The organism is Desulfurococcaceae archaeon (assembly GCA_038845865.1).
Lineage (GTDB): Archaea > Thermoproteota > Thermoprotei_A > Sulfolobales > Desulfurococcaceae > UBA285.
Genome location: JAWBQJ010000005.1, coordinates 16,363 through 41,318, shown reverse-complemented (window position 1 = coordinate 41,318; position 24,956 = coordinate 16,363). Strand labels below are relative to the sequence as shown.

Sequence of the window (24,956 nt, the reverse complement as noted above, 5' to 3'; positions counted from 1 at the left end):
CCGAGCTATATATAGTTCTCGAGAGCTGTAAAGTACCCTGGGTAGTGAAGCTTGCACGCTCCGCCACGCATAGAGAGGGTGTGGATGCTTACATTTGAATTTAGTGGAGTGGCGAAAGTCGGCGGCCTAGGGGAAATGGTATCACTAGTGAGTAGTGAGCTCGCCAAGCGTGGTCTTGATTTAACGGTTATAATGCCTTCTCACGGCGTGCGTCCCTCAAACTTCCGGGAACTAGACGTCGAGTGTAGTGGTAACAGGTATGGTGCTGACGGCAACACGTACCCCTACGACCTGGCATTCTTAGAGGGAGTTATCGGAGGCGTTAGAGTAGTACTCGTTAAGGGCAAGAACTCCAGGACGTCAATGGTTTTAAATACCTGGCCTCCTTACAACCACGTTGACGAGAAGGCGTGCCTACTAGCTAGGGCCGTTCGGTGCCTAGCGCAGAAACACGGCTATCCCGACCTGGTTCACGCAAACGACTGGCACTCGGCCTTAGCGGCCGTCGTGCTTAAAGTAGATGCAGAGTTGCGGGGCTACTCCTTACCCGTACTCTACCAAGTGCACCTGAGGGGGTCGCCTTCGTATCCCTGGCACTACGCTTCTGAGGAGTGGTGTGGGGTCCCAGACGCCGTTCAAAGGCTGTGGGCAGTTACAAGGCACATCTTTGAATCTACGCGGAGCCTATGGAACGGTTGCTGGGGCAGTGTAGAGTGCTTTATAGTGAAGCTAGCCGATGCGGTGGCTACGGTAAGCAGGTCGGAAGTAGAGTTGTTAGCTAGGGATTACGGCGAGTGGATCAGAGGTAAAAGCTGCTACTCTTACAACTCGACCTCGTGGAGCGTTAAAGATGTCGAAGAGGTTGCAACGAGTAAGTACAGTTCTAGTAGGAGAGAGAGGATTAGATGGAAGGTCGTAGAAGACTCGTTACGCAGCTCCAGCGTCTGGGGCCACCTCGAGATCGAGGATGGCGAAGTCCTGGTGGTGGCTTCCGGCAGGCTAACGCCTCAAAAAGGATTCGACACGCTTTTATACGCGGCACGGTTCCTGCCACCCTCGATCAAGGTAATCATCCTCGGTTTAAGGGTGGGAAATGATGATTACGAGGCTTACTTGAAGAGCCTACTAGACTCCGTTAAGGGCAGGGCGGTTATAGCCGTGGAAGGCCCTCCACCACCCCTCTACCAATTACTCATCTACGTGGCACACGTTTATGCCCTTCCTTCAAGGTATGAGCCTTTCGGAATTGCTGGTATAGAGGCGCTAGCCCTTGGAACACCGCTTGTTGCTTCAGCTGTTGGTGGGTTAAGGGAGTACGTAAGCGATTTGAGGACAACGCCGCTCGGCGTAGGCATCTTAGTGCAACCTAATAACGCCTTCGACCTGGCCACTGCAATCCAGAGCCTGGGTTACTTAATGTACTACGGCGAAACGGGTAAAGGGCTTGATAAGGTCGTCACCGAGGAGCTTAGAAGCATGGCCGTGAGGGAGCCTAAGTTTGGAGAAAGGCTGAGGAAGGTTGCGGTAAACTACGTTGATGCGTTCTTTAGGCCTGAACACACCGTTAACAGCATTCTCTCCTGTTACGAGTTAGCGAGGCGGATGGCCTACTACAGGGCCCATGCATAGCGCATCCACAGCTGTGTTCAAATCAAAGCACCGGCTACGGCGCCGGTTTTTAATACGCTGACATGCTAGTTATATTTCCCTGGGGAACAGGTCTCGCGAAGCTGATTTAGATGAAGGACATTGTTCTATTTTTCGAGGTACACCAACCCTACAGGCTTGATAGGAGAATGCACGAAAAGCTCGTAGAGAAGGCTATTCGCGGCACGTTAGAGATTAAAGACCTAGAGGATGTGCTGTTCGACCAGGGCCTTAACAAGCTCGTCATGGAGAGGGCAGCGAGCAAGTGCTACATACCCGCGTCATCGATAATCCTCGAGAATATTAAGAAGTACAGGGATAGCGATAGGAAGTTCATGGTCTCCTTCGGCATTTCAGGCATATTTGTTGAACAAGCCATGCGCTGGGTACCGAGGGTCGTTGAACTGTTCCAGGAAATAGCGAATACGGGTTGTGCCGAGCTGGTGGCCCAGACATACTACCACAGCATGGCCTCGCTCATACCCGGCTACCGTGAACTAAGAGAACAGGTGGACATGCACGTAAAGCTACTGAAGAGCGTTTTCGGCGTAGAACCCGTAACAGTCGAAAACACGGAGTTCATTTATAACAACGACATGGCTTGCGAGCTGTACTCAGCGGGGTTCAAGGTCATCTTAACCGAGGGAGTTGACCATGTTTTAGGCTGGAGAAACCCTAACTTCGTTTACAGGGGGTACCACTGCGATATCAGGATCCTAACGAGGAACTACAGGCTCAGCGACGACGTGGGCTTTAGGTTCAGCAACGTGGCGTGGGACCAGTACCCCCTTACCCCCGGCAAGTACGCGTCCTGGCTCGCTGCAACTCCAGGAGATGTGATTCTGATAGCGATGGACTATGAAACCTTTGGCGAACACCACTGGCCCGAGACCGGCATCCACGACTTCCTTAAATGGCTTCCCGGTGAGGTACTTAAATACAATCACTTGAAGTTCTCCACTCCATCCCTAGCGGCGTTTGAACACCCCGCTGTAGATGTTTACAACGTGCCTCCCTGGTCTACTATAAGCTGGGCCGATGAAAGGGATACGAGCCCGTGGCTTGGTAATAGCCTACAGAAAAACGCGTTTAACATGCTACTGGACTTGAGGAGGTACGTGGATGCCCTCGAAGACCCTCATTTGTTAAGGCTCTGGAGGCTCTTAACGGTAAGTGATCACTTCTACTACATGGCCACGAAGTTCGGCTCCTTTGAGGAAGTTCACAAGTACTTTAGTCCGTATAAAAACGCGGTTGACGCATACACGCTTTACGTACAATCGCTAGCAGTGCTATTTTACATCGTAGCGGAAAGGGCGCGGAGAGAGCCATCTAGGCTAATACGTAACCTCGTCTTACCGCCCGAAAGAGGGTTTCACTTCAAGTGTACTGAGGACGGCACTCTCCCCCTCACAGCTACGTCTATTAAGGAATTCCTCAGCATACTGAAGATCATCCCAGCTAATTGCTTCGTCAAACACCTCAACAACGGTGATATTCAAAGGTGGCTTAGAGACACGTATTTCCTAGAAGGACTTTACCGCGAACTAGATGAAATAGCAAGAGTGGAAGCTTCACCGGAAGAGAAGCGCCTACTAGTACTCAAAGCAATAGAGAAATACCTGTTTCCTTGAACTCTGCGCTGCGTACCTAGATCATGCGAGTACATGGAGTCCACGGCAACGAGCCCCGCGCACTTCTCCAGCAAGGGACATTGAGGACTTAACGCATCCCGGAAAGAACATGAAAGCCGATGAACAGCCATCCACTGAGACGGCTGGATCTTAAGGAGTGGGCTTCGTTTCTGAGGTCGATAACAGGTGTACTTTTCCAAGTAACCTAGCTAGTATGTATATTTGCGAAAGCCTCTCTACGAGGCCTAGGACTTCAACGGCTTCTTCGAGGTCTTTTCCACACGCAACCACTCCGTGGTTAGCTAAGATGACGGCTTTCCTACCATTGAGGGCTTTGACGACCTTTTCAGCCAGCTCTTCGGTACCTGAAGGGGCGTATTCAGCGACCCTGACTTCACCACCTAGGTACATAACCATTTCCTCGATTAGCAGCGGCAAGGGGTCTCTAGTGATGGATAAGGTGGTGGAGTACACGCCGTGCGCGTGTACTACGGCGTTGAAGTATTCGTACGCGTCGTATATTGCTAAGTGGAGGGGGAGCTCTATAGTGGGCTTACCACGACCTTCTAATAGATTGCCCTTAACATCTAGTACCAGTATGTCTTCGGGCTTCAACTTGGCTTTTAAAACACCACTAGGAGTTACGAGGACGTGCCCGTTTTCGCGAACGAAAACACTTATGTTACCGGCTCTTCCATAGTTCCAGCCCCTTTCCTCCATGTAGTGGAACGCGTTCACAATATCCCTCTTCAATTCTTCGTACACGTAAAACCCCAAAGTATCCTCTAAGAACTCAACGGCATTTATACCTATGCGCAACATTTATACCAGGAAACGAGGGTGACAACGCGGTGAGTACAGGCAGGTGCGGTAAGAGCCTCGTAGAGCCTAGGTTTCTAGGCCCACTTGAAGGGTACGTAGTCGTGGACACGTTTGAAAGTGTTGATGCGAACGAGGTCAGGGTATTAGCCTTCGTTAGAAACTACGGTGTTGACAAGGACTTCGCAGTGGAGCTAGATGTTTGCGGAAACACCGTATATAGGCGGGTCATTAGGCTGCTGCGAGGTGAAAGACAGGGAGTAGAGCTGTACGTTGATGCTAAAAAGGACTGCACAGCGAGGCTCGCCGTTAACGGCAGTACTCTAGACGCACAGAAGATTGATGTACGTGATACAAGCTCTCTCGAAAATCCGACTAACGTGTTAATGGTGCTTCATAATCATCAGCCCCCAAATTACTGTCCCCGCTCAGTATACAGGGGTTTATGGCCGTTTACATATGTGTGGGAGCCCATATTGTTTCCTTACGGTCTTGGACCCTACTACTACCAAGCCATCCTACTCAAGGAAGTGGGTTTTGGTGTTAAGCTCGTTTACAACATAAGTCCCTCGCTGATCAGGCAGTGGAGAGACATCGTGGAGACGGGGATCAAGACCATAACCGGCGAAATCATATCACCTCATTCCGAGCTCGCTAAAGTGGTCAAAGAGACCATGAATATCTACCAAGAGCTCGCCTCAAGCGGCGTTATAGAGGTCTTAACGAGCATTTATGCGCACACGATAGCAGGGTACGTAGTCGACGTATTAGGCCTAGGAGACTTAATACGTAGGGAAGTGGAGTACGGGTACAACATAACGGAAGAGTTCACGGGCTCGAAGCCCAAGGGCATCTGGTTGCCGGAGATGTCCTTCTCCATGAACCTCATATCTATCTTGAAATCGCAGAACTTAGAGTACACGTTCCTAGATGAAAGGTACCACTTTAACGGTGCAAAAGGGGACATCGGGGACCACTACGAGCCATACGTAGTCCAGGACTCCTCGGGAAACACCTTAACAGTATTATTTAGGGACACTGAGCTCAGCAATGACGTGGGCTTTGCGAACAATTACTGTAGTGACATCCACGCCGTGAAGGGTGCTTACGCCTTCATGTCGAAGCTCGTTGACAAGTGCGCCAGGAACAGGGCCAAGGTACTGACAATAGCCCTTGACGGCGAGAATTGGATGGCTTTTTCCAAGAACCCACCGGCAACGGCCGTGTTCCTGGAGACGGTACTATTGTTGCTTAAGAGGCTGGGAAAGCTCGGTTTGGCGAAGCTCACAACGGCTGAGGAGGTGTTGAGGTCGACGCCACCGGTACGGAAGTTATGGTACGTGCCATCAACTACATGGCTGGGATCGTACACCAAGTGGAAAGGAGAGAGGGTGGAGCATGAAGTGTTCTGGGAAATGGTAGAGCGTAGAATTGCAAGGTACAAGGAGTACATTCTCAAGCACGGGCTTGACGAGAAAGCCGTGAAGGCTGAATGGGCACTATGGCACGTGCTTGACAGCGATTACTGGTGGGCGGAGTTCTGGGACGAGGAGATGATAACGCTGTGGATTAGCGAGTTCGATAGGCACATACCGTAGTCTCCGAGTTACTAGAAAGGGTTGTGACCCGTGCTAGAAAGAACCGCTCCTGGTAGCTAGGCCTGCATACTCTTCGAGCGTTTTGACCAGCTCTTCGACGGACTTTACGTCCCTAATCCTCCGCGCAAGCATCTTCGCACCCACTGCCTCTGAGATCCACCTAAACAGGAACCCCCTGGTCAAGTGGTGTACAATTACGCGGTCTGGTACGAAACCGTACTTTAAAGCAACGTACAGCTTCTCGACGCTATCTATTTTTAAATACAATGGGGCTCCATCCTCGTCCGTGAATACGTAGGCTACCGCGCTCTCAACGCGTTTTTTGTAAATGGCTTCTCCTTCAAGCAGGAGGAGGCCCTTATCTGTTACGGTGTATTTACCGTTAAATCCGGTGACCACGCCCTGCTTAACCATTTCCCGAACGTACCTTCTCGCTGTACTAGGCGAGAGCCCTGCCTTCGCGACGATGTCATTAACGGTGAACTCCATGCCGACACTTTTCAGTATGCTGATCAGCCTTGAGAGGGACGCTGGCACACACCATCACCAACCCTCACTCTCATGCAGCTAAAATTATGGCTTTTAGGTAAAGCTATTAAGCAGCGCCACTTTTATATTCAAATGCCAGGTTACCCGATGTTTGGTAACGTGGTGATCAAAGTGGACGTTGATACCAGCCGTTACGCTATTAGCGTCACGCCCGACTTAGCGCTCGACGCCGGGTACACGTACGCGGGCGGTTTAGGTGTTTTAGAAGGTGACAAGTTCTACGCTGCGGGCAGATTAGGGCTAAGGTACGTGGCCCTAACACTGTTTTACAGGTACGGCTACGTGGAGTGGAGTTTCGATGATGGTGAGAACCCCGTTCCAAAACCGCAACAACAGCCCGAAGAACTCGTCAAGAACTTATCTGTTGAGGATAGGTTTAAGGTTAAGCTGAGAGGCGAGGACGTGGAAGTAGAGGCCCTTACATACAAGTACGGCTCCGCCAAGGCAGTTTTCTTCAATGTTCTGTCCCCTGAACGGGTTGCAGACATCACGAGCAGGATATACGTTGAAAGCGATGCCGAGGAAAAGGCGTACAAGTACATACTGTTCTCTAAAGTTGCCGCAGAGTACATTAAGAGAAGCTTTGAACTAGACTGCGTGGCGTATATAGACCTTCAAGAAGCCTACACAGCCACGTTACCCCTTCAGCTAAAAATACCCGGCAAGTACAGGCTTATAATACACACAGCCGGTATATGGGGGCATCCATCATTTCCCCGAGAAGTGCTTGAGAGAGAGCTGGGTTACAAGTTCATTGAGAAGGAAGTCCTTCTGACGGAGATAGGTCTTGCGGCGGCTCAACAAGCACTTGCAGTATCCGCCAAGCACTACGATGTTTTACGTAGGATATTCCCGCACTTTAACGAAAAGCTAGCTTACGTAACAAACGGTGTTAACCTGGAGAGGTGGACAACCCCGAATATTAGATGGGCCTTCGAATCGCGCAAATTAACGCTAGACCTACTAATAGGTATTAGGGAAAAGCTCGTTTACGAGCTCGAAAAGCTGTTACGTAGCTACAAAGACATCACATTAGAAAACAAGCTCGTCGTCGTGTGGGCTAGAAGGATTACGGAGTACAAGAGGCCCTGGATGATTGCAAAGCTCGCCAGCGAACTTAAGGACATGCCAATAGCATTCATCATAGGCGGTAAAGCCCACCCCCACGACCTCGCAGGCGTAGAGTACATGAGGGTCTTTAGGAAAATGCACAGGGAAATGCCGAACGTCGTATTCATCCACAACTACGACGTGCTCAAAGCCAAAGTACTCCTGTCCTCGGGGCACCTGCTCCTATTCACGCCCTTCTCGGGCCTGGAGGCTTGTGGAACTAGCTACATGAAGGCAGCAATAAACGGCGTACCCTCACTAGCCGTTAGAGACGGTGGAGTACTGGAATTTGTAGTTGATGGCATTAACGGGTGGCTTTTCGGCGAGGACCTGCGTGAACCAATAGACCTACACTGCGAAAAGGCCAGAGAAATAAACGAAAGGGACTACGACGAGCTGAAAGCCAAGCTCCTGAAAATATATAAGGTGTTTAAAGAGGGGTCAGAGGCCTTTTACAGCATAGCACTATCTGCAACGAGGTCGTTCATGCCCAGGGTAAGCATGTTCAGGGTGCTAAAAGAGTACTACCCAGACCTCGTTAAAACACCACTTGTATGAACTGGCCCGTATGCTCCGTAACATATTCACCGCCTACTAAGAGCGCTGTCGTAGATATACTTTTGTTGCATATATATGCAGTGAAGTATATGCCGGGATAGTACCATATAGGTCCCGGTGAGAGCGGGCGCTTTCGTCAAGTGTTAACAGGGCTGGTATCACGCCGATCTTCGCGCGCTCCTCGTAGTGCTTCCAGCTAAGGTGCTGAACGCGCCTAAACCGGGCTTCATCGTGGCCGCTGTACTCTACAGTATCTGTACATTTTCATAAACGTAGTCAGGTTCCTAGCAATACTGGTTTTCATCCCGAGGGTGGCATTACCTGGAATAAATAGTGAAGGGGTGTAAAGATGTAAGAAAGAAGGGCAGGACACCGGTTCTGTGGGTCTCGGTCGTGGTGGGGCTGTATGTGCTATTGCTCATAGCTAGCTACACATGAATGAACCTCGTAATGCGCGCACCCGGTAAAAGGCTTATTTCCTGGAACTTCCCGTCGTTCTCCTACCTCTGGAGCATACCGATATACATGTGGAGGGTCTAGCTTACCTGTTAACGCTGGCCGTCTTTGCTGGAATAGTCATTGCGGTGACCTACAGAAAAATAAGCATTTGCCGGCTGTAGTTTAAGTTCACTGTCCCTAACGTGGTTCCAGCCGTTTGACGGCAGTCAGTCTCCCGTTTTCAAGAACGTACTCGTAGTCAACCTGGTAATCTCCGTAAAGGTCCACGGTGGTCATCAATGCTGACAAACCAATAGACCTGGAGAGCCTTCTTATGTAGTCTAAAACGTTTCTAGCCGCTTCATTGTCTAGGTTCGAGAACGGTTCGTCCGCTACGAGTAGCCTTGGTCCCTTAACCAGTGCTCTCGCTATCACGACACGTTGTTTCTGACCGCCACTAAGCTCGTCAGGGTACCTGTGTTCAAGGCCTTTTAACCCTAAGGCCTCAAGCGCATCCTTCGCCAACTCTCGGCGCTTTTTCTTTTCAACGCCCAGTAATAGAAGGGGTAGTTCAACGTTCTCCAACACCGTGAGCTCGGGCATTAACACGTACTCCTGGTCGACGTACCCAATGTGCCTTAACCTCACCTTGGACCTCTCCGCTTCACTGAGAGTACACGTATCTACACCGTTAAAGAGGACTGTACCACTGTCTGGTTTCCACAAGAGCGCTGCTATTCTCGCTAACGTAGACTTGCCAACACCGCTTCTACCACGGACTAGTACCGTGGCAGATCCCGGTATTTCGAGGTCTAGGTCTCTGAGTATTAGTTCTCCTCCAACAACCTTCGAAACTCCCACTAGCTTAAGCAAGTACATCGCTACTACCCGAAGAGCCATATATCACCGGCATTGAACACGAGATCACCACATGTAAATACGTTTTCCCCAATTTTAACAAAATCTACTGGCGAGACCGGTATACCGTACTTTAAGTCGCTAGAAGAAAGCAATAGTAGGTCTTGGGAACGGCCTAGCCACCTGCAAGTGTCCACCAGCGCGTTTAGTGGTATGTGATTAACCAGCCCCGCCATGAAGTAGGAGTACTTCGGGTCGCCGTGTATGCCGGCTCCAGCCAGGAACCTCGCTATATAAACTTCAAGCTCGCCATCCACTTTACTGTACTTCCAGTAGAATAGAAGGGGATCTAACCCCGTGGAAGCGGTGCACACGGATGCCAGTGTAATAGCTACACACGCGCACGCGATGGCGGCGGTCTTACCAATACTTCTACGTGCCATGCCAGCCATCAATACTGCAGTCACGTAAACAAGGTAATTTAGTAGCCTATGTAGAAGTCCTAGTACCTGAGTGAAGTACGTTGTAATGTACAAAAACCCGGTAGAGATAATTAGGAGAAGCGGTGTAGCGGTTACTGCACGTAGGCTACTGTCTCCAGATCTCCGCACGCTCTTAATGGTGCTCGCAAGGAATACTGTTAGAGGTGGTGCCACGTACAGCAATAAGCTATACGATAGGGGGCTGGTAATGGCCCTCACGGTAATCACGATTGCCGCTGTTGCAAGTGCTCCAAACAGGCAGCTCGACCCTCCATCACCAAGTAGTACGTAAGCGGCGTACACCGTTACAGCGTATGTAATTAGTAGCATGGCGTCTACGGAATTAAGTAGGATCGGCCATTCCTTCACGACCACCGCATTATATGCTATCGTTGCCACCAGTAAAACCAGGGCCAATGCCGCCAACCTCCACGAAACCCGTTCAGGTGCTTTACGGCCCCTAAATGCCTGGACCCTTTCATCAACGTAATGTAGCGCAAGCACGAGAGCAAGGATAATGGAAGGAAGTGGGTGTCCAAGTACGAGTGATACCGTGAATACTGGTGCTAGGAAGTAAGCACCCCATCTACTGGAAGTAAGCACCCAAATAAGGAAAGCCAGCGCTATTAGGTGGGCGTATACCTCCTTCAAAAACGCGGAAGTGTACAGTACAAAAGACGGGTACGCTGATAGAGCTAGAGCGAATAGGGCCGGTTCGGCGTGCTCGCCGAATAAGCGGTTACCAAGTACGTATGCTAGCAACGCCAGCACTAAACCTACAAGACATGTTCCAACATACTGGTAGTAAAATAGTGGACTTATACCTGCTACGTTGGAGTATAGCATTGCCATGAGCACTGAGAAAGGCCACTGAGCGTGATGCCCGTAAACCGGGTCTCCATAAAGCGCGCCTATGCTCGTACCATTGTTGAGCGCCTGTGCGATCCTGATTAGCGGCCATACATCGTTGGAGAAGGGCATACCCGTGACAAGTACAGGGATGAGTCTTACAATTGCAGCGTGCAGTATGATGAGTAGCGCCATATATGCGCGTTTACTTGGCATGGCGTGTTAACCCAATATATGCTCCCGTGATGCACATCACTAAGTGCACGAAGTGTACGCAAATGAGATCTTCCACGCTCATCGAGGGGCTTATATAGTAGCCTAGTACGCGCGTACCCGGGAGAAGCCCTGAAATAGCAATTACTTGGGCAAGCGCGTATGAAAACAGCGTCGCGACCACTACAGTAGTCAGGAGCACTAGGAATACCCCTCTACAAGATAGGCCTAAAAGCCTTAGCACGTAAACTTCTCTACGAAGCAGCACCACCAGCCCTACACCGATTATCGGTGTGCTGAGGGCCGAGATAATTACCATGGCGTACGCGAAGTAGAATACGAAATCACGGTATATACCGAGCCTGTAGAGATAGCCTTCGATTATGTTCTCGTAGGCCTCCACACTGATTTTCTCGCCTTTGCGCACTAGCACTAATAGTGCCCTAGAAAGTATCTTCTGCTTAGCTGGTTCCAAACCCAGGGCTTTGTAGACCTCCTCGAGAACTTCTCGGTTCTCGGCCCTAATGACTGCTAGCGTGTAGTAGCCGGGCTTTACCCCGCGAATTTTTATGGCATCTTCGTAGTTCAGTAGAAGGGCAGGCCCTTCAACGAGTCCGCAGACTTCAAAGAAGTAGGTGCTATCACTGAAAGGAGAGTGAACTGGGATCGCTTCTCCCACATTTATGTGAAGCGACTTAACCAGGTCTACACCTACGTGGGCGCAGCCTGTTTTAACCCCTTCTTCCACTCCGTGAATTACGACCGGTTTATCGTATAGATATGCTAAGGTCAGGAAGAGGTACTCTACTTCAACGCCTTTGACACCGGCTAGAAGCCTGCTCAGCTCCTCGGAGTTTACAAGCGACGTGAATGGTGAAATGGCAGCGCCGGATACGACTACGCTGTCACCTAATCCTAGCAGTGTTTTGTCCGCGTAGTACAGTGTCCGTATGGAGCTTAGAGCGTACGCTGAAAGCACGCTTAGAACCAAGAGCACTACAGCTGGAAACACTATTAAGGCACACCTTTTCCGCACCATGAGTATGTAAACTTTAAAGTAACTCCTCATTCCTGGCAAACCTCCGCGAAGCTATTGAGGAGACTAAGTAAGTGAAGGCGAAAATCAGTAAAGTGTGACGGAGTATTTGCCCCAGCCTGAAAGTAGGTACTAAGGCTGGGACTAAGGTGCTGAGGGCCGTAGATGCGGAGTACACTATCGTGGTAGATAGCGATAGGAGGAAGAGGCCCGAAAGCACCTCAAGAATCCAGAGAGCGAATGTACAGTAGAGGGTTACGGCGGCTTCGCTGAGTCCCACGTTCAACAACACCCTTAACTCGCTTTTAATGCTTAAGAGAACTCTAATAGAGGCAACATAGACACCCGGTAAAGAAGCAATTAACAGCAAAAACAGCCACGCGTCTACTGTACTCAAAATACTGCTTTCCAGTTCCACTAGGGTATTACGTGCAATTTCGAGCTTTGAAGTAAAGCAAAGATACAGGTTATCTCTCTGAAAGCTCTCCGTTCCATTAACTAGCACTATTACGGCTTCTAGCGACTTGTGAGTATACCCGGTACAGTAACTTCCATATGCACCGAGAGTTCTTAATCCGACGTTACAGGTATAATTTAAATAGACATATATGTCTCGGGGAAGAGAGATGGTTAAACCGCTACACATGCATCCTGTCTCGTTGAGCTTAAGAGCCTCTAAGAACTCCTTCGTGATTACTTTGGGGTATACTAGCGTTACGGGCCCATAACCAGCTAATTCCCCTTCCACTAAGCCGGCTTTAATGCACTTCCCAATAATGCTGTTCCGAGAAGTTATAACCACGTTCACGTCTCTGAACGCGCTACTAAAGTATTCTTCTAGAAACAGTACTGGACTCGGTAGGGAGTAAAGTATGACAGTGAGGACAAGTGGCGCGCTGAGAGATACCAGTAGGATCAGATGAGCGTTGCGCCTTAAAATAGATTTTACAAGTAAAGTCACTATCCTGATACTCTTCCCCGCCCTGAAGACCACGATTTTCGCCTCGTGGGCGTTATTGAGAGCTTATAGATAGAGTACTTCCGGTAGAGGGCGATAATCAGCATTGTGGTGGTAAAGATAGCGGTTGATGCGACCACCGGCGTTAACCTAATGCCCCACTGCGTGTAGTTGAGTACTAAGCCTATTAACGGCACTACTGCTAGCGACAAGCCTATTGAAAGGGCCACCCTTTCTAGTGGTGAAAGGTCACCCTCACCAGGGTACAGCGCTTCCACCAAGGAGTAGCCGGGGAGAAAGAGGACATACAACGTTGCAAACACGTATCTGGCGGGGAGTAATAGGGGCACGAAGTCAGTAGTATACACGAGCACGCATGTTAGTAAAATGAAGGCTAGGGATGCCCAGAACCACAGCGAGTAACATAGCCTGAAAGAGTAAGCCGCGAACGTTACGGGGGGGTCGGGGTCTATTAGCTTAATACGCCCTTCTCGTACACTTGTCCACGTTTCGCGGAGAACGCTATACATTCCTCTACTCTGAGCCAGATTCTTGATGTACTCTTCGAGTACAACTTCGCCGTGTTTCACTGTGTTGTACCCTCTATCGGTATTAACGTAACGTTAACATAAACATGAACCCACCTACCTGAGTATATCCATTCATGTGTGCCGGTATCGTACAACCAGAGCTCGAAGATCAGCGCGACTTTCCGGGGTAGGGGTCCTCGAACAGTAATTGGCACCTTGACGGGTACCGTGGCGTTGTCCTTATTGCCCAGTACTCCTATCCAGAAGGCGAGGGGTTCGCTTGGCGAAGGGGTGGTATTTGTGGGCAATGCTTCCTGATCACCTACTCTGTATATTACCTTGTAGTACACTGGCTTACCCATGTAGTTAGCCACGTAGATGCATAAATCCTGTAAAGAGCCGTTTACCGCTGTTTTAGGGTATTTGCCTATTTTGCATTCTCCGAGTAAACCCAGCGCTGTCCACTGCTCGGCCTCCTGCCGAAGCACCATTGCTATTCCTACTACGGATGACACGATGGTCACTGCGAGTATTACAGCGAACACTTCGTCATCCAAGATCAATTTTACCGCCTTATCACAATCCACTTTTTACGAGATGTAAACCACAAGTACAAGTACAGCCTCGGCAAGGCGAAGTAGACCACTAGTGGAATGGATGCTAGCGCGATCACCGTGCATATTTTAGTCAGTAAGTTAACTAGGTGAACGGTTTCGGCAACTGGCTTTAATTCCTCCACGAGGTGTTTAGCCCTTTCCAAGTACTCGCGAGCTTCAGCTACGTCGTTCTTGTAGTATGCTTCTATGGCCTTATTCAACGCCTCGATAACAGGTTCCAGGTCTAGCCCCCTGCTATGCAGGTACTCAAGGTCCCTCATTACGGAGGCGATCTCATCTGGGAACCCCTCCTGAGCACGAGATACGGGTGTCACGAGCAACAAAAAGGTTAATAGTAGCATTGCAAGCAAGCAGTACTTGTACACCAGCGTCACCACCGATTTCCACTACTCTAGAAGTGCACGATTCGTAAATAAAGTTTACAAGCCTTCAATAGCGCGTGTTCCCGGGGTGATTGCTGCGAATCCGTGCTCCTTTAAGACTGCTGCGATTACATAGTACTTGAAGCCAAGGGCTTTAGAATGTATAAGGATTATACTTCCCTTCTCGAGACCCCATGAGTTCAAGTCCCTTACTAGTGCGTGTCCGTAAGACCTGTAGTATTCGACGAGCTGCTCAAGGAGGCCGGTTGCCTTACCCTTCACCGGTGGGTTTATCCTAGGCCAGCTACTGTAGTTATATAGAGACGTGTACCTTTCCTCCAATATAAGTGCGTTGAGCGCTGATAGTATATCAACTACTTTACCCTTCAAGAAGTACGTCTCATTCCTGGGCGTGACCAGGTATAAGTATAGCTCGCTGAGAGCCCTGCCAGAGTCCCTAATAACTGAAAGAAGCTGGCTATAGAGCGTTTGTAGCAGTAGATCCAGCTCTTCGGGGCTCGTAGCGGTTAAGTCAGCTAGCACGATGAGCCTCCCCCCGGTAGATCGCTTTTCCATTTCACCACTACTGTAAACCTTGACAGCGAGGTCTAGTACATCCTCTTTGCGGAAGCTCTTCTTCCAGTGAATCAATCTCACGCTATCTCCGGGTTGGTAATTTCTGACGCCAATGTACTCGCCTACGTAGGCTTTTACTACCTGGATCGTTCTCTCAAGTATTTTTCTCGGAGCCCTCCAAGCAACTTTAACCTCGAAGTGTTTCTGAGCACCCTGCGTTGCTCTAGGTTGCGTGGAGGCGGTCTCCGCGTAATGCCCTACAGCTACCTTCCCAGGAGCCTCAATACCCCCCGTTGCCTTGGCGGGGTATTCCTTACTTTTCGTAGTCGTATCGGATACAGCATGAGTAGCTCCTTCAACGCCCATAGCCTGCCCCATCCCACCAACTCCTCCTGCCTCCTTGTCGAGCCCCGGTTGTAGCGTTATTATCGATATTAGTGGCACTGTCACGTACTCGGCATAACGGCGTAGAATCCTTTCTACCTGCCTCACAAGCTCGGGGAACTTTGGCATGACTGCGTACTCCAGTATATAGGGACCGTGAACTACCTTGGCCAGCCCGCGGAAATCAAGTAAGATTACTTTAACAACGTGTCTTACCACGCCTAGGCGGGTAGCCCTTACTCTGATCACATCGAAGACACCATCAGTGCCTTCCTTAACTGGGTATGCGCTATCGTCTACTTGAACCATGTACTTGAAGCGTCCTGGACATTTTACCTCTAGTGCGATGTCAGCGTTTTCGTTCAAGTGTACTGCGGGATTTAGCGCGAACAAGTATACGTGTGACTTGCCTAACCTAAGGTACTCGCGGAGCAGGTGGATTAGGTAAACTAGCGACGAGGCCATTGCCGGGACAGCCGTCCTAGGCGAAATAACATATAGTGGCGTGTATATCAGCAATACTGCGTGAATTGTTTTAACTTCACTCCCTTCGCGGCAGTTTAATATATAGTAGGAAGAGCCGACTAGGGCCATTAAGATTGACACTATGTAGGCGTAAACGTTGTTTACCAGGGCGATAAGCACGAAACCTGAAGTAAGGACTGAAATGTAAAGTACTCGATGTTTCCTCAGTGCTAGGGGGACTACAGCTAGTAGTAATGCCAAGCCTGGATAGCCGTAGGTAGCAAATAACATGGCGAAGCAGGCCGATTCAAGCAGTACCAGTAGCGCGTACAGGGCATCTTTACTTCCAGCTTGCAAAATAAGCCACCAGTGCCAGTATAAATGCGAGCATCAACGTGATGTAGGCATGCCCGTCCTGCTTATATAGTACTAGTCGTAGTAGCTCGAAGGGGTTTCCGGCAACCTCAGATTGATCGATCAATACCGGTCTACCCTCCACAGTACATTTTAAAAACTGCTTGTTGGGATCCAGGACGCTGTTATCGAGGAAGTTTTTAGCGAATACTATGATTACGTGCCCGTTTCCGCTAGTGATGCTAACGCCTAGTGGGAACTGCCCTAAAGGCTCTTCAAGGTCGTAGAACCCATTGCCGTTTAGGTCAACGTACGAAAACATACTACTATGAGCGAACGAGTTCTCTAATGCGCCCTCAAGTTCAAGCGTGTATGGATTTCCAAGTACTATGTTACCACAACGCGACGTGGTGTTCACCACGATGTATCCCTGATTGTCGACGCCAAACATCACGTCGCGGACGTATCCTTTAAAGGTGGCGTTAACGCCCAGCCCCCTTAGCAGGCCAACAATGTAATCCGGCGAACCGTAAGCTATTACTAGGCCTCCCCGTTCAACGAAGCTCTTCAACCCCACCATGTTTTCGAGCCCGCCTCTACGAGCTACGATCAAGGCATAGCCTGCTGCGTCGTATCCACTTAAATCCTTCAAGGAATACAATACACGCGCACCCAGTTCTTCATACAGTCGGTGTAGTCCACCTGCGCCACTATTTGCAGCACTGTAAGGTAAGTCTGAAGGAAGCGACGTAATTACCAGTAACCCCGCTATGACTGCTATCAGCGTAGATAGAGGTATAACTCTACTCTTTGCGAGCAGCATTTAAAACATCCTCGTAGAGCCTTCTAGCCTCCTCTAGTGGAGGCCTTTTACTGTAATAGAGATCCCTCTCGGCGATTAGTAGCATTTTCCACATCAGCTTCTTGAGTGTTAAGGTAAGCGAGGGCGACCTTGAAATCTCCATGAAGTGCTCTCTTAGGGTTTCATGTACCTGGGGCATCCTGATCCCCAGCCTGCGCACTAGCTCGTAGTACAGTAGTGCCACGTGCGAGCCCAGTCCAAGCTTATACGGCTTCAAGAGCCTACTAACCTCTAATTCCGCGTGTCTCACCGATACGGGCATGTACCTCTTCCACGCAGTGATTAAAGCCACAATAAAGCTCTTCTCACGACTACTCATAAAAGACGACAGTAGCACCGATACCAGGGTTAAAATTATGGTAGCTGCCACGTTTACTACATATATGCTCCTACTAACTTTAAGCTCGTCGTAAGGACCTCGGGTGGCGGTGATACCGATGTTTACGTTCAAGCCCTGAACGGGTAAAATCCCGGTAAAAATGTTTACCTGCCCGATGCAACCACCCGGCACCGTGATAGTCTGCTTAAACACACCCGTATCCACTACTGCGTGCACGTCAACCACGTCCATATTGCTTATTGTTAGTGTCAAGAAGCCGGACCACGTAAGAGCGAAGTCACCTAGGCTTATGCCTACCCGTGGATGTACCGGCTCAACGGTGAATACCCTGCTATAACAATGTGAAAGCGTTCTTATTGAAGCATTTACGCAGATTTCAAGCGTGTTGAGTCCTAGTGTGTAGTTGTAATGAACGGGATCCAGCGTGAGAACAGTGGTGCCGGGTTTAAACGTTATATTCAGAGCTTCAAAGCCGTTTAAACGCAAACTAGCGTTGTAAAAGTCCTCGGAGAGCACCTTGACTTCCAGTATATCACCACGCTTAACCGTGCTCGGCATGTCAACCTGCACCCTCGGCAGGTCATACTTCACAGTCACCAGGTAAACTCCTAGGTACGAGCCGTTTAACAGCTTGGCAAAGATACCCACCGTGAGAACCTGTTCAATCAAGTACCTTCTTAGCCCTAGATGCTCTAACTCCATTGCCGTGGGCATTGATAGCTCGTATGCGCAGTATACCTCATTACACTCACGCGGAAGAGAGTCCCGGATCCTGAGAAAGCTGGGCCAGGCATACGCCTCCATGGTTTCAACACGTATTTCTCGAGGGATAGCGATCTCCACCACTTCTCCAGGTAAGTACGTGTCTTTGAGAGGACGTACTTGGTAAGCATCAGTGAATCGGGCTCGATATGATACTTTAATCAACGCGTAGACGAGATCCCTCAGGCCACGTAGTTTCGCGTTTACGGAGACGCTCAACGCCTTAGCGGCCTCGGCGTCGTGAGAGCACGCGCTCAGCCTACTCGCGTAACCTCCGATGTCGTTTAAGCCCTCCAGGATCCTATACGCTCCGCTAGTCAAGTTAAAGGGGGTCTCACTAGTAACGTGAAGAACCCTGTAATAGTCTAAAATAGCGGTATACGCAGACACGTGAAGATCGTGAAGGTCGCCGAACACCCCCGCATTCACTATATACTTGCTCATCAGCTCGCCTACAGGGTCTCCTCTAACTGCGTAATCCAGCACCTTGTCTAGTAGTACTAGAAGGTAGAGGCAGTCGACTCTGTCCTTAGTACTCGTGGAGCCTGTAGTAGTGTTCGCTATTATTACCAGCACCGAGAAAAGCAGGGGTAAAAACAGTCTACTGTTGCGTTTCACCCGGCTAACACCTCGTACACCCTCATAGCTACTATGATCGAAAACACCGCCAGGAGGACGGCGTTTAGTATCTTAATGGTTAAAGTAGTCTCTGGAACAGGCCTTATTATGGCATATGATACGTAGTACATGAGCACGTTCACGGCCACGTACGCGTCCATTCTCTGCTCATTAAGTAGGTACAGGGACGCTGATACTAGTAAAGAGAGTGTAACGTACACCAGTATAAACGAATCCAGGCGCTTATGCACCTTTCTCAACCCTTACAACAAGCCTAATAGTTCTGGGAGCTTCCTGCCTGTCAACCAAGTAAACCTTACCTCTGCCAGCGAGTTTAGAAACAGCTATTAATGTTAACAGGGTAACGGGGTTTAGGGGGTACCTCGCATAGTCTGTTAGCGTTTTCGCAATGCCGATTACGTTAACGCTGAACACCTCGCCACGCTGCTCTACCTTGATACTTTCGCACAGACCCAGCTCGTCTACTAGTAGGGCGTTTAAAGCGCTCTCCAGCGCATCGCCATTTAGCTCCTCTAATTCAGCTGTGTCGGCGAACGCGTGCACGGGTACTGAGAAATAGGGTGAGCTTGCCACGAACCCGACGCCTGGATTTACATCCCAGGCACAATAACCCTTAGAATACAGTACTAGCGCGTTTCTGCCAGTATTTAAAACGCATACTTTACCATTTAGGAGGTCGAGGTCCTCGAGTACAGCCGTCACGGCATCAACTAATAGTGTCGTGTAACTGAGAACAGCCTCGAGTGAGGGCTCGCCCGGTGCAGTACTGTACACTATTAAGACGCCTCCTACAATCCCCGCAGACATCGCTAGCCCAACAAGCCCGTTGTCATTAACAAGTAGCCCGTAAACAGCCAAGAAGGCAGATACCAGCACGATGTTTATGCCCAGGACGGCTAACCTGGTGTTCACGTGAAAGCCACCACTAAAGGCTTTAATATGATGTCTAGTCCGAGAACATGGCCTGCTACACCTTCCCAGCGCTTGTTGGAAACGTACATGAAAGTGTTCCTCGCTACGTGTAGTGATGCAAATGCTATTAATGAAAGCGGGTTGACGCGTACCAGAGGGGAGGAGTACAGTAGTGTAAAGAAGAGTAACGAAGTAGTGTACTTTAAGGTAGCGTTCTCCGCACTTACCGAGACTATATTTGATACGATTGCATCTAGTAGCGTTAAGAGGGAGTATCTTAGCGGACTATCCACTTCAAGGTACACTCCGAGAATGGTGGATGCTAGCACGGTGAGGGGTATGTATTGTTTAAAAATAGCGTGCGTTTCAATGGCGTACCTGTAATAGGTATAAGTGAGTACAATGCTCAGTATTATTGACAGGTCTACGAGAGGGCCCAAGACGGCGTCTACCAAGAACATGCCTAGCACCGTGTAGACGAGTACAACTATGAAAAATAAGAGCATGCCGAAGTAGAGCTCCATGCTACGCCTAAAGAGCATGAGAACGTTTACCAGTAATAACGAGGAGACGGCCATTACGTAGAGCGGTACTTGGAAGTATTTAAATACATAGTAAAGAAAAGTGGCGGTTACCAGGATAAGCAAGTTAACGCGCTTGAATGAGCCTTGCTTCACGGGCTTTTTACCTTGCTTACCTGCATCATCGGGGTACAGGGACATTTTTCAGGGCCTCAGTGGCAATCGAGTCTGCTGTTAATCCTTCAAGCTCGTACTCCTCCTTCAACTTAACTCTATGTGATACGACGTTGACGAATATTGACTTGACATCATCGGGTATGACGTACTCTCTACCCTCGAGTAGTGCCAGTACTCTGCTGAGCTTCATTAGATCCACCGTTACTCTGTGTGAAGGCCCGTAAGCCACGGCGGAGTGGGTTCTAACGTAGTTTACTAGCCTGACCATGTAGTCGGCCACGTACTCGCTCACCTCGACTAGGCCCGGCATAGACTCTATGACATTGTTCACTTCACTCAGAGTAGCTACCTGCTCCACCGGCATTGTAATGATAAAGTCGGCCCTGGTAACTATTTCAAGCTCCTCTTCCGGCGGGTTGTAGTAGCTCAGTATCGAGGTACTAAACCTATCAGCAAGCGTCTCCATGATCCTGTACGTGCCTACAGCGTACCTCTCGGGGACCTGCGTGGCTATAACCATAAATGGTCTTGGAAGAGGATAGGTGGTGCCGTCTACTGTCACCTGGTATTCTTGCATGGCCTCTAACAAGGCGCTCTGGGACCTCGTCGGCGTTCTGTTAAGCTCATCAAATAGCACGACGTTCGCGAACACGGGTCCCTTAATGAAAACTCTCTCACCGCTAACCCTGTACATGTGAAAACCTATGATGTCGCTCGGAAGCACGTCGGGGTGTCCCTGTATTCTCCTGTACTCGCCGCTAATAGCCTTTGCAAGTGCCTTGGCTAGGAGGGTCTTACCCGTGCCCGGATAACCTTCAATTAGCAGGTGGCCCCCGCTAAAGAGCGTTACTACGGCTAGTTTAACTATATCTTGCTTACCTACATATACCTTAGAGATGGTAATCATAACCTCCTTGACGAGCTCGTTAGCCTTATCAAAGCTCAGTTTTGTTAATTGGGACAACGCCGCGCCTCCTCTTCAAGACCAGGTTGTATAAATACGTTACAAAGGCATATATAACTAGAACTGCAACACTCGTGCTACACGCGACTGCAAGCCCAGGTACAGCGCTCTCTCGCAATACGGGAACCGGGCTTACACTTAGGGATCTGAGCAGGGTGTTAGCAGCCGTCTCAAGGTCTCCCGCGCCGGTGTACGGCTTTACCAGTGATACCCTCGCGTAGAAGGCGTAATCTCCACTGGTGGACTTAACGGTAACAGGCGTAAGCATGTACGTTAGTAGATAGAGCACGCCATCCTTCTCCGACATGATGTAACCCACCATGAGAGACCCGCGTTGCTCGTTCCAGGCATTTAGTACCCTGTAACCCTGCACGCTGAAGCAAAGCTGTAGAGTGTGCAATCTCCCCGTGGTATCTACCAGTTCGAGGAGCCCTGGATACGTGTCGTTACCCGTAACAACGCTAATTCTGTACATCGCTAACGAGCCAGTAACCCTAGTTAGAAAAGCATCGTACACGTAACTGGAAACCATATCGCTGCGAACCAGGTACTTGACGGGGTTTTCGATGAAGTCCCCCACGCTATCAACCTTGATGGCCACGGTGCCGGCTTCTCCGGCGAGCGCATTCTCAGACAGTACAGTCGATACCTGTACCGCCGAGACCATGAACAATAACAATATCAACGTGCCGGCGACATACTCCCACCTTAACCCCGAGAGGTTGGTATCGGCCTCCAGGGGCCTTGGCACGGCGTAAGCTATGCGCGCCAGCTTGGAGATCAGCGCATACGCTGTAATCACTGAAAGTAATGCGTAGATAGCGGATGGCGAGTAATGGAAAATGCTTGTAGCCGCTTCAACGCCGTAGTACTTAGCGACCAGTACTATTGAAATAACTCTCAACGTGTTCCCTACGAAGCCTATTAAGAGCCCCGTAGCGAACGCAATTGCGGATACTACCGCCTTCCTTAAGGCCTTTTCACGGCTCGCGGTAATATAATACGCTAGAAGAGGAAAGATCACGATCGCCGCGCTCAGCATCGCAATCCCACTACAGACGGCCTCGATGCTGAGCGCGCGGACCCCATCGTTAGCGGTAACGACCTCGATCATGGTAAATGCCTGCGCCTCCACGAGTTTTGTCCCGGTTAGTAGTGCCGCAACTTTACCGATAACGCGTGAGAGTGAAGTTGTTACACGATCTAGTACGCTCGCTGGAATGGGTACTGTGAGTAGCGGGGTTATAAGGGGTATCGTGTCACCCGGCGATAAGGGTTTAAAGACGAACATTATAGTCGCAATGAGCATCACGGCAAAGCTTAAACCCATAAGCTGAACTGAGTAATCCAGGCTTAGTTTTGAAGCATGGTAAAGCATCACCGCAATTATGAATAGAAGCGAGTTGGAGAGTACTCTACTGAGCTGGATCTCGTAGGAAAGGCCCATGTACCGGTACGAGAGATAGAGGCTTACCGCTACCGTGGAGAAGGCCACTAGCAGGTAACTGTAATCCTCGGTAAATACGAGCTTCACAACCGTTTCGAAGTAATCCCGGTACATGCCTTGGATTAGGAGAGCTATAAGCGACATTACTACTAAGTAGCCCATCACCAACTTGGCACGATACTCCTGTAGTGTACTAGTCAATGAGGGTATCACCAGCTGCCCGTTCACTTGCGAGTTACTAGTTTGCGTAATCTTAACTCCATTCTCTTCAAATACAGCGAGAGTACTCCTAGAAGGAGCGCGTTGAACCCCGATGCGGTCAGGACTATCGCTATTATTCCTTTAACGTGGTATCTCACACCCTCGAAGAAGTAGTAGTACGCTACGTAAGCCCCCAGCGCCAGCCCCGGTATTACCAGTAAGCTGGCGACCATGAATATGAATAGGACTGGATTATACCTCCAAACAAGCCTTAAGAGGTCGATCGCGATCTTAAGGCCGTGCACGGCTTTCAGTTTCTTCTCGCCAAGCCTCTCCCGGTATTCTATAGGCACTTCGCAGATATCTAAGATACTGCCCGCCATGTGGGAAGCTATTTCCACCTCTATACTGAAACCCTTCATCTCGTAAGTTGCATCTCTTAAGTGCTCCATGTCGACAAGGTACATTCCCGACAAGACATCTCTTAACCTCGTGCCGTATAGTACGTTAAAGAATAGTGTTATGATCCTGTTGCCAAGGCGGTTTAGTAGCGGTATGTTTTCCCGTCCATGGATCCTGGCACCGATGACCTCGCCACACCGTCTTACCACGGCCTCTTCGAGTAGTCTTGGAATATACCTAGCAGGATACGTGTAGTCACCGTCCATTATTACCGCGTACTTTGTTTCTACGAGGCTCAGTCCCTCCTTCACCGCGTCTGCCTTACCCTTCCCGTTCTGGTACACAACTTTAACACCGAGTTTCCTGGCAATCTTATCGGTGCCGTCAGTACTATGCCCATCTACGATAATGATCCTTTCACGCGGTATGGGAACCTCGAAGAGCTCGTTCAGGACCTTCTCTAATGCTTCACGCTCATTGAGCACGGGTATAACGACCGTTACCTGAGACAAATAGTCGCTTTTCAAGCCAACCGCCTTTTATTAGAGGAGGCATGGTAGCCCCGCATCATTAAGGTTAAATAAACGGACCCTAGGTTAAAAACTTTAAACACGTGGAAATAAGCCTACCGCCTACCGAGAGGTGGCCTCTGGGGATAACTCACCGTGGTTGATGCGGGCTTCACCGGCGTGATCCCTACTGTGGTCTTGGCAGTCACAGCACCTGCCCGTATGCTCTCACGATAAACTCCTTGCCTTCAAATACCACTACGTGTATTTTCCCTTCCAACTCTAACCTGTGTAATAAGTCTTCGGGTTTTTCAACGGCGTCTTTAAGGGCTTTTAACGCGTATTCGAGCCTAAGCGGGTGTACCGATACTAGGTTTAAAAGCCATGTTGCCGGGTCGCCGTGAACTCTAAATTCCGGTGGTTCTGGCAAGTTCAGTAGTTCTACCCTGCTTTCTCCGAGCTTCCCTGAAAACACGAGGTAGGCCTCTACGAGCACTTCGGGGCGCGGAGACGTAGCGTACGGCTCTGCGGGAGGCCTTATGGGTATTGAAATGTAGGCTTTCCACGGGTCTAGCGTTTTAACGAAATCAGCTATGAGTTCTAGTTCCTCTACCGCGGTGTTGTAACCATCCACAAGCATGGTTTCTGTTACCAGCTTACCTCTGAATATCCGTGCAAACTCCGCTATGCCTTCTAAAACCCGTTGCAGTGATAGGCTTGAACACGGCCTATTAACACCTCTCCAAGTGTTCTCCCTAAGCGCATCAACCTTGACTGAAACGAAATCTGCTTCTAGTAAATCCCTTCTAGCGTCTTCTAGGAATAGTAACGATGCGTTGGTGAGGGCGGCAATGGGTTTCCGGGAAAACCCCCTGATCCCCCTCATTATCAAACCCACGTTCTTGTCGAGAAGGGGCTCGCCATTGGGGACGAGCGTTACGTAGTCTACGGCATCTCCACTTCTACTAATGAACTCGTATACCTCGTTAACCACTTCGCTTGGTTCGTAGAAGGACCTCCTCGTTGTTGTGAAATTAGTTGTTCTGCCGAGTTGGCAGTATATGCAGGAGTATGTACACGTCTTGTAGGGTACGTGATTCACGCCGAGGCTCCTACCCAGCCTCCTGGAGTAAACTGGTCCAAAAACATACTTGTACTGCGTGGTGGGAGAGCTCAAAGCCGG

General features: G+C 49.7%; 23 protein-coding genes. 4 read left to right on the top strand and 19 right to left on the bottom strand.

Annotated features, from left to right (window positions below):
• The first annotated feature begins 51 nt into the window (after positions 1 to 51).
• Entirely contained in the window at positions 52 to 1,629 is a 1,578-nt protein-coding gene (locus QXU03_06420) for a glycogen/starch synthase (protein ID MEM2171367.1), read from the top strand.
• 110 nt (positions 1,630 to 1,739) lie between these two features.
• On the top strand, positions 1,740 to 3,281 hold the full coding sequence (locus tag QXU03_06415; GenBank protein MEM2171366.1) for a glycoside hydrolase family 57 protein: 1,542 nt from the start codon (positions 1,740 to 1,742) through the stop codon (positions 3,279 to 3,281).
• Positions 3,282 to 3,431: 150 nt separating this feature from the next.
• Here the strand turns inward: QXU03_06415 and QXU03_06410 are convergent, their stop codons facing one another.
• Positions 3,432 to 4,103: a class II aldolase/adducin family protein gene (locus QXU03_06410; GenBank protein MEM2171365.1), complete on the bottom strand. Its 672-nt coding sequence runs from the start codon at positions 4,101 to 4,103 to the stop codon at positions 3,432 to 3,434.
• Between the two features lie 29 nt (positions 4,104 to 4,132).
• On the opposite strand from QXU03_06410, the gene QXU03_06405 reads away from it, so the two are divergent.
• Positions 4,133 to 5,698: a hypothetical protein gene (locus tag QXU03_06405; GenBank protein MEM2171364.1), complete on the top strand. Its 1,566-nt coding sequence runs from the start codon at positions 4,133 to 4,135 to the stop codon at positions 5,696 to 5,698.
• 33 nt (positions 5,699 to 5,731) lie between these two features.
• Here QXU03_06405 and QXU03_06400 read toward each other — a convergent pair whose 3' ends face one another.
• Complete coding sequence (locus tag QXU03_06400) at positions 5,732 to 6,235, bottom strand: winged helix-turn-helix domain-containing protein (protein ID MEM2171363.1); 504 nt, start codon at positions 6,233 to 6,235, stop codon at positions 5,732 to 5,734.
• A 99-nt stretch (positions 6,236 to 6,334) separates the two neighbouring features.
• Here QXU03_06400 and QXU03_06395 point away from each other — a divergent pair, with 99 nt between their 5' ends.
• Positions 6,335 to 7,915 (top strand): glycogen/starch/alpha-glucan phosphorylase, encoded by a 1,581-nt coding sequence (locus tag QXU03_06395; protein ID MEM2171362.1) that lies wholly within the window; start codon positions 6,335 to 6,337, stop codon positions 7,913 to 7,915.
• Between the two features lie 636 nt (positions 7,916 to 8,551).
• Here QXU03_06395 and QXU03_06390 read toward each other — a convergent pair.
• The 17 genes from QXU03_06390 to QXU03_06310 form a co-directional block, all read right to left on the bottom strand.
• Positions 8,552 to 9,232, bottom strand: coding sequence for an ATP-binding cassette domain-containing protein (locus QXU03_06390; protein ID MEM2171361.1), 681 nt, complete (start codon positions 9,230 to 9,232; stop codon positions 8,552 to 8,554).
• A 5-nt stretch (positions 9,233 to 9,237) separates the two neighbouring features.
• Positions 9,238 to 10,737 (bottom strand): hypothetical protein, encoded by a 1,500-nt coding sequence (locus tag QXU03_06385; GenBank protein MEM2171360.1) that lies wholly within the window; start codon positions 10,735 to 10,737, stop codon positions 9,238 to 9,240.
• A gap of 10 nt (positions 10,738 to 10,747) precedes the next feature.
• A complete protein-coding gene (locus tag QXU03_06380) occupies positions 10,748 to 11,824 on the bottom strand; it encodes a hypothetical protein (GenBank protein MEM2171359.1) in 1,077 nt (358 codons plus the stop codon).
• The gene (locus tag QXU03_06375) at positions 11,808 to 12,785 is read right to left on the bottom strand and encodes a hypothetical protein (protein MEM2171358.1); all 978 of its coding nucleotides are present in this window, start codon (positions 12,783 to 12,785) and stop codon (positions 11,808 to 11,810) included. Before QXU03_06375 ends, QXU03_06380 begins: the two co-directional genes overlap by 17 nt.
• Positions 12,752 to 13,339 carry a DUF1616 domain-containing protein gene (locus QXU03_06370; GenBank protein MEM2171357.1) on the bottom strand — a complete coding sequence of 196 codons (588 nt, stop codon included), beginning with the start codon at positions 13,337 to 13,339 and terminating at the stop codon, positions 12,752 to 12,754. The genes QXU03_06375 and QXU03_06370 overlap by 34 nt, the downstream gene beginning before the upstream one ends.
• Positions 13,336 to 13,842: a DUF1616 domain-containing protein gene (locus QXU03_06365; GenBank protein ID MEM2171356.1), complete on the bottom strand. Its 507-nt coding sequence runs from the start codon at positions 13,840 to 13,842 to the stop codon at positions 13,336 to 13,338. The genes QXU03_06370 and QXU03_06365 overlap by 4 nt, the downstream gene beginning before the upstream one ends.
• Before the next feature lie 2 nt (positions 13,843 to 13,844).
• Positions 13,845 to 14,273: a hypothetical protein gene (locus QXU03_06360; protein ID MEM2171355.1), complete on the bottom strand. Its 429-nt coding sequence runs from the start codon at positions 14,271 to 14,273 to the stop codon at positions 13,845 to 13,847.
• Between the two features lie 42 nt (positions 14,274 to 14,315).
• Positions 14,316 to 16,040, bottom strand: a complete 1,725-nt coding sequence (locus QXU03_06355; GenBank protein MEM2171354.1) for a DUF58 domain-containing protein — start codon at positions 16,038 to 16,040, stop codon at positions 14,316 to 14,318.
• Complete coding sequence (locus tag QXU03_06350; protein MEM2171353.1) at positions 16,024 to 16,860, bottom strand: hypothetical protein; 837 nt, start codon at positions 16,858 to 16,860, stop codon at positions 16,024 to 16,026. The genes QXU03_06355 and QXU03_06350 overlap by 17 nt, the downstream gene beginning before the upstream one ends.
• Positions 16,841 to 18,619: a hypothetical protein gene (locus QXU03_06345; protein ID MEM2171352.1), complete on the bottom strand. Its 1,779-nt coding sequence runs from the start codon at positions 18,617 to 18,619 to the stop codon at positions 16,841 to 16,843. The genes QXU03_06350 and QXU03_06345 overlap by 20 nt, the downstream gene beginning before the upstream one ends.
• Positions 18,616 to 18,870: a hypothetical protein gene (locus QXU03_06340; GenBank protein ID MEM2171351.1), complete on the bottom strand. Its 255-nt coding sequence runs from the start codon at positions 18,868 to 18,870 to the stop codon at positions 18,616 to 18,618. The genes QXU03_06345 and QXU03_06340 overlap by 4 nt, the downstream gene beginning before the upstream one ends.
• The gene (locus tag QXU03_06335; GenBank protein MEM2171350.1) at positions 18,863 to 19,552 is read right to left on the bottom strand and encodes a hypothetical protein; all 690 of its coding nucleotides are present in this window, start codon (positions 19,550 to 19,552) and stop codon (positions 18,863 to 18,865) included. The genes QXU03_06340 and QXU03_06335 overlap by 8 nt, the downstream gene beginning before the upstream one ends.
• On the bottom strand, positions 19,549 to 20,274 hold the full coding sequence (locus tag QXU03_06330) for a hypothetical protein (GenBank protein MEM2171349.1): 726 nt from the start codon (positions 20,272 to 20,274) through the stop codon (positions 19,549 to 19,551). The genes QXU03_06335 and QXU03_06330 overlap by 4 nt, the downstream gene beginning before the upstream one ends.
• Entirely contained in the window at positions 20,255 to 21,214 is a 960-nt protein-coding gene (locus tag QXU03_06325; GenBank protein MEM2171348.1) for a MoxR family ATPase, read from the bottom strand. The genes QXU03_06330 and QXU03_06325 overlap by 20 nt, the downstream gene beginning before the upstream one ends.
• Positions 21,186 to 22,823 carry an archaeosortase/exosortase family protein gene (locus tag QXU03_06320; GenBank protein ID MEM2171347.1) on the bottom strand — a complete coding sequence of 546 codons (1,638 nt, stop codon included), beginning with the start codon at positions 22,821 to 22,823 and terminating at the stop codon, positions 21,186 to 21,188. The genes QXU03_06325 and QXU03_06320 overlap by 29 nt, the downstream gene beginning before the upstream one ends.
• Before the next feature lie 62 nt (positions 22,824 to 22,885).
• The gene (locus QXU03_06315; GenBank protein ID MEM2171346.1) at positions 22,886 to 23,776 is read right to left on the bottom strand and encodes a glycosyltransferase family 2 protein; all 891 of its coding nucleotides are present in this window, start codon (positions 23,774 to 23,776) and stop codon (positions 22,886 to 22,888) included.
• 202 nt (positions 23,777 to 23,978) lie between these two features.
• Positions 23,979 to 24,950, bottom strand: a complete 972-nt coding sequence (locus QXU03_06310) for a radical SAM protein (GenBank protein MEM2171345.1) — start codon at positions 24,948 to 24,950, stop codon at positions 23,979 to 23,981.
• Positions 24,951 to 24,956: the final 6 nt, after the last annotated feature.

Excerpts from the sequence above, each read along its gene's own strand:
- QXU03_06415 (MEM2171366.1), top strand. The coding sequence starts at position 1,740 with ATGAAGGACATTGTTCTATTTTTCGAGGTACACCAACCCTACAGGCTT.
- QXU03_06410 (MEM2171365.1), bottom strand. The coding sequence starts at position 4,103 with ATGTTGCGCATAGGTATAAATGCCGTTGAGTTCTTAGAGGATACTTTG.
- QXU03_06395 (MEM2171362.1), top strand. The coding sequence starts at position 6,335 with ATGTTTGGTAACGTGGTGATCAAAGTGGACGTTGATACCAGCCGTTAC.
- QXU03_06390 (MEM2171361.1), bottom strand. The coding sequence starts at position 9,232 with ATGTACTTGCTTAAGCTAGTGGGAGTTTCGAAGGTTGTTGGAGGAGAA.
- QXU03_06385 (MEM2171360.1), bottom strand. The coding sequence starts at position 10,737 with ATGGCGCTACTCATCATACTGCACGCTGCAATTGTAAGACTCATCCCT.
- QXU03_06380 (MEM2171359.1), bottom strand. The coding sequence starts at position 11,824 with ATGAGGAGTTACTTTAAAGTTTACATACTCATGGTGCGGAAAAGGTGT.
- QXU03_06350 (MEM2171353.1), bottom strand. The coding sequence starts at position 16,860 with ATGCTGCTCGCAAAGAGTAGAGTTATACCTCTATCTACGCTGATAGCA.
- QXU03_06330 (MEM2171349.1), bottom strand. The coding sequence starts at position 20,274 with ATGTCCCTGTACCCCGATGATGCAGGTAAGCAAGGTAAAAAGCCCGTG.
- QXU03_06320 (MEM2171347.1), bottom strand. The coding sequence starts at position 22,823 with ATGGGCTACTTAGTAGTAATGTCGCTTATAGCTCTCCTAATCCAAGGC.